We start from the raw sequence: 1,109 nt of genomic DNA, 5'->3' as shown, positions 1-1,109 counted from the left end.
CGAACTTGATTAAAATTCTTTATCATAAAATCTTCAGGATATTTTTCACCTATGACTTTATCAGGAGCATAGCCCCTTAACAAGGTCATCCCCATTAGGTTCTTTTCTTTCAAATAGTGAGAGTTTTCTAAAATTATGTCAATAGCATCGTTCGTCAAATAGTCATCGCTATCTACGATAAAAATATAATCAGAATTAATAGACTGAGCACCCGTGTTCAAGGCTCTGTGCTTACCACCATTTTTCTGCTTGATATAGACAATGTTTATCTTCCCATCAGCTATAAATTCTGATATTAATTGCTCAGTATTATCAGTGCTGCCATCATCAACAACCATCCAATCAAAGTGTTTGTTAGTTTGCTCAACTAGACTAGCATATAACTTGGGGAGAATATACGCTCTATTATATGTTGGGGTTAAAATTGTTAAAGTAGTTGTCATATTATACTCCTTGCTTTCGGTATGTTAGCTCCATCATTACACTCAAAAGAAAGACAATCATTAAATAACCAAATAATTTATATAAGTGTTTTATAACTTTCAGCTTGGGGTTTAAATTATATTTCATAAGAAATGAGTATTGTTTTAAATCATTTAAGATAGTATTTTCTTTTATTACCCCTCTATTGATTGCCTCTTTTGTCTGTCCAATAAGAACAACGTAAGGATAAGCAAGGTAAGAATAATAAGCCTCTCGGTATCTACTATCTTTAATTAATTCTCCATTTATTACCGCTGTTTTAATAACAGAAAATGAATCATGGATGATTGATTCTGGGAGTCTTTTTGCAGTAACACTTTCATCGTGTTTTACATAAGCATAAAATTGTTTCTCATACCAATCAAAAGAATTCCCTAGTCTAACAAGCTCTGCAGTGAAACCTGTATCTTCTGTTTGTCTTACAGTAGGAAATAAAATATTATTTTTAGATAGAAAACTTCTACTTATTACTTTCGTCCATGCTGAACGTGTTAATTTATCTTTTTTAATTAAATACTCTATAAACTCTATTTTCTCTAGCTTTAAAACTTCTTCTCTTAAAAGAGAAGAATGCAAATCATCGGGAGTTCCATTACCTCTTTCAACAAAAGAGTCATGAATTAAAA

At 31.2% G+C, this 1,109-nt stretch carries 2 protein-coding genes; both read right to left on the bottom strand.

The window, feature by feature from the left end; all coding sequences use genetic code 11:
• Positions 1–443 (bottom strand): glycosyltransferase family A protein (locus ABWI07_RS44305; RefSeq protein ID WP_353822229.1); only part of this gene is annotated, 443 nt, incomplete at its 3' end.
• Between the two features lies 1 nt (position 444).
• On the bottom strand, positions 445–1,109 hold a 665-nt coding region (locus ABWI07_RS44300; RefSeq protein ID WP_353822228.1), incomplete at its 5' end, for a hypothetical protein.

Source organism: Actinomadura sp. NPDC000600 (assembly GCF_040492135.1).
Classification (GTDB): domain Bacteria; phylum Actinomycetota; class Actinomycetes; order Streptosporangiales; family Streptosporangiaceae; genus Spirillospora.
This window is presented reverse-complemented; position numbering and strand designations above follow the sequence as displayed.